6 protein-coding genes are annotated in these 3,688 nt (G+C 59.0%); all 6 read right to left on the reverse strand.

Annotated features, from left to right (window positions below; all coding sequences use genetic code 11):
* On the reverse strand, positions 1-1,129 hold a 1,129-nt coding region (locus DSM25558_RS27385; protein WP_077107763.1), incomplete at its 3' end, for a phage portal protein.
* 89 nt (positions 1,130-1,218) lie between these two features.
* On the reverse strand, positions 1,219-1,356 hold the full coding sequence (locus tag DSM25558_RS28925; protein ID WP_159442537.1) for a hypothetical protein: 138 nt from the start codon (positions 1,354-1,356) through the stop codon (positions 1,219-1,221).
* Positions 1,357-1,368: 12 nt separating this feature from the next.
* On the reverse strand, positions 1,369-1,656 hold the full coding sequence (locus DSM25558_RS27390; RefSeq protein ID WP_077107764.1) for a BrnA antitoxin family protein: 288 nt from the start codon (positions 1,654-1,656) through the stop codon (positions 1,369-1,371).
* On the reverse strand, positions 1,637-1,924 hold the full coding sequence (locus DSM25558_RS27395) for a BrnT family toxin (RefSeq protein WP_077107765.1): 288 nt from the start codon (positions 1,922-1,924) through the stop codon (positions 1,637-1,639). Before DSM25558_RS27395 ends, DSM25558_RS27390 begins: the two co-directional genes overlap by 20 nt.
* Positions 1,925-1,997: 73 nt before the next feature.
* Positions 1,998-2,306, reverse strand: a complete 309-nt coding sequence (locus DSM25558_RS27400) for a Dabb family protein (RefSeq protein ID WP_077107767.1) — start codon at positions 2,304-2,306, stop codon at positions 1,998-2,000.
* Between the two features lie 42 nt (positions 2,307-2,348).
* Positions 2,349-2,984, reverse strand: coding sequence for a hypothetical protein (locus DSM25558_RS27405; protein WP_077107766.1), 636 nt, complete (start codon positions 2,982-2,984; stop codon positions 2,349-2,351).
* Positions 2,985-3,688 lie beyond the last annotated feature (704 nt).

Consider the following 3,688-nt stretch of genomic DNA (forward strand, 5'->3'; position numbering starts at 1 on the left):
CCCCCACCCTTGCCCCCCCCACCCTTGCCCACAGCGCATCCCGCTCGCCAGCCAAGCCCGCGATCCGATCCAGATCCGGCTCCAGCCGCAACGTCCCCTCGAACAATGGTGCCAGCCACGCCGATAAACTCGCCGCCGTCCGGTTGATCAGCGGCAGTACCGTCAGCCGGTAAAACGCCCGGTTGGCCTCCTGATAATTCGCATAGGTATTGTCGCCGGGAATACCTAGCAGCATGGGCGGCACGCCCAGTGCCAGCGCAATGTCCCGCGCCGCGCCGTTCTTCGCCTCCATGAAGTCCATATCTTTCGGCGAAAGCCCCATGCTCTTCCAATCCAGCCCGCCTTCCAGCAAAAGCGGACGCCCGGCATTTACCGCCCCCGCATAGCCCTCCTCCAGTTCCCGCTTCAGCCGCTCATATTGCTCCGTGGAAAGATTGCCGCCCTCCTTGGGCTGATAGACCAGCGCGCCGGAGGGGCGGGCGGAATTGTCCAGCAGGCGCTTGTTCCAGATACTCGCCGCATTGTGCAGATCCAGCGCCGCCCCCGCCGCCGCCAGCGGTGAAAACCCGCAATGGTCGTCCAGCGGGTTGAACAGTTTCAGATGCAGCAGCCCCAACCCATCACGATCCGCCGCAATGCGCCGCGCCGCTCGCCCCTCGGCGCGGTAATCGAACGCCGCAGGCCAGCCATCCGCCCCCTCGATGATGCTGACGCGGTCAGGCCGCAACAGATGCAGCTCCCGCAACCGCTCGCCCACCATCAGCGGCTCGATATAGCCATTGCCAGAGAGCAGCAGATGTCCGTAAAGCGCCTCGAAAAAATCCGGCCCGCTCATCTGCCCATTAGGACGCGCCAGCAGCCGCAACAGCGCATGCTCGCCAATCTCGTCGTCACCCTCATACAGCAACCAGCTGACGGAAGCCGCGGCCTCCGCCACCATGCGCGCCGCACGATGCGCCACCGGGTTGCGCATAAAGCCTTCACGAGACAGCGCGCCATACCCCCGGCCAGACCAATGCGCCCGCCCCGCCTCCCCGGAAAGCACCAAAAACCCGCCCGCCGCCTTTTCTTCGCGCACGGGCTCACGCCCCACCGGGCGCCGCCACGGCAGATGACCAAAAAATCGCATGGAATGATCCTTGTTACTGAAACGAGGCCATAAACCTCTCGCCCGCGGCCCAGCCTGCCCGCGGCTTGAACATCATTATCAAATGAAAGTCAGTCGATATCCGGCTGCGTGGGGATCACGGCCTTCACGGTCGTCGCTCGAGATCGCCGCTCTTCACGCTTGGCGTCCAGACGAGACTGAACATCGTCAGGAAGTGCAGATCGAAGTGCTTTCCATTCCACACTCATCCCTGTCATCCCTCAAGCTCGCTTCTTTTCCGCCTCGGTCACATGCTGCCGCAAGACCCGGTTGATCTCCGTCTGATACCCGCATTTCTCGGCATGTTCCTTGAACCAGGCGAGAATATCCGCATCCAGCCGGATCGTCACCGGCTGTTTGATCGGGCGGTAAAGTGCGCCACGTTTGGCGTGCATCCAGTTTTCGGCAGGCGCTTCGGGTATGTCTGTCGTATCGATCTCGTCATCCGACATCCCTTCCAGCTTCGCCAGCTCTTCAAGCTGTTGTTCGTTAAATTTGCTGTTGCTCATAGCGCCTCCTTTCATGGGATGTCGCCTTGCGGGCTCCGATAATGCGCACGACAGCATCATCTTCACCGGCGGGATAGCTATGCACGACTACGAGGATCGCTACCGCACCCACCATTCCCAAGGCATGCCAACGTTGCTCGCCGTCTTCAAACCGGTCCGGCACGATGACATGCAATGGGTCGCTCCAGACTTCACGCGCCAGTTCGAATGAAACATGATGCTTCACCCGGTTTTTCTGCGCCTTAGCGTCATCCCACTCGAATTGCACGATAGCAAAAACCTACATTTTTGTACATACAAAACCTACAATCGACATACATCGACCTACAAGTAGGCTCACTCTACGAAATCGGCTCTTTCACCGCCCTATCACTATTAAAATCCGCCGCCACCCGCGTATCCCGCAACGGCTTCACCGTATTCGTGGAAAGCTCATAGGCCGGGTCAGCCTTGTAGGCCGCAAGCGCCGCCTCGTTCTCGAATTCACCATAGACGATGAAGTCCACCGAATTGCCCCACTGGTCCTTCTTCACGTTCTCGCCAATTTCCAGCTTCAGCGCGTGGCGAATGGCGGTCAGGCCGGAAAGGCCTTTGCGCACGGCATCACGGTTGGCCTCGGCTACGGTGAAGAAAACGATGTGGCGGATCATGAAAGCACCTGTCATGCAAAAATCTTGGGTGGAAACCGCCTATCACCCCACTGCTGGCTGTTCAATCCGGCTGGCCATCAAGGCGGTGTGAAAGCTGCGGCCATAGCCCGCCAGAAGAGCGGCGCGGTCGTTGCCGTTGATGATCTCTCTGGCACCCTCCCAGTCGGCACGCGAAGCATCGAAATACTGCGAAAGCCGCCTGCCGATGAAGCTGCCACGCAACATTCCCTCCACCAGAATGGCGGCGGAAACTTGCGGCTCCATCGCCCGCTCCGGCCGCGCCACGAGGTCGATGCCCGTTACCGCAGACATCGCCTCGTAATTGCGCCTATGCGTCAGTTGCACCAGACCACGCCCCAGCCAGCTTTTGCCCTCGGCATCGCGCCGCCAATAGGGCGTGCGCACCTGCCCCAGCCGCCCCGCCGCATAGGCCCGGTCCAGAATGCGGATCGCCGCCTCATCACTCGCCGCCAGCGTTTCGCGCACCGGCTGCATCGTTGCTGCCGTTTCGTGAAAGGCGGTTGCCAACATATAGGCCAGTTGCCTGGTGTCACCGCCGGGCGATCTTTCTTCGAATTCATCAAGCACCAATTCGGTGCCCTGCACCTGCTGGGCAGTCATCCGGCCCGGAAAGGGTGCCGTGCGAATCGTCGCAAAAAAACGTTGCCTGTCGAACATCGTCATCCCTCTGTGAATAAGCTTCTATAAAACCCCAGATTTTAATATGCGACTTTCTGCACCTAAATCGATTTAGAAAAATCCTAATCGATTTTATTTCATGCGAACCGTTTTAAGAGTAAAAATTGCCTTGAATTGCGGAACCTCTGGCCCCCTACTCTGTTTCACACCGCGCAATGCACTGCGCCAACCGAAGGAGGAATGCCATGACCGCGACGATCCCTCAGACCACCTATGACCGTCTCGAAAACGAATGGCGTCAGATGCGCGAAGTCAGCGCGCAGACGAAACCTTCGCAGACTCCGAAGAAGTAATCGGCAGGGCATCAAATGCCCCGCACTGGAATTTGAAATCGCCCGTGATAGGCCGTTATCGGTTTTCGCGGGCGTTTCTGTTTTTATCAGAGAAGCCATCCTCGAACTCCGTCATCCCGCACTTGTGTGGACGAAATGTGGTTTACTTGTTGCATTGACCGGGACGCGCATCCCGGTCAATGCAGGCAGGAGGCCGTATTTCCGCACCGGTTTGAAAGAGCCGACATCAAGCAAGGCCCTGCCTGCTCCCTTTGACCCCGAACGGTTGATCGGGCTTTCGCCCGCACCACAAGACTGGGAGCAAGGCCATGATACAGGAACTTACCGTTGTTGGTATCGACATTTCCAAAGCCCGCTTCGATGTCTGCGCGTATCCTGCGGGAAAGCACT

The organism is Agrobacterium sp. DSM 25558, assembly GCF_900100825.1.
GTDB lineage: Bacteria > Pseudomonadota > Alphaproteobacteria > Rhizobiales > Rhizobiaceae > Agrobacterium.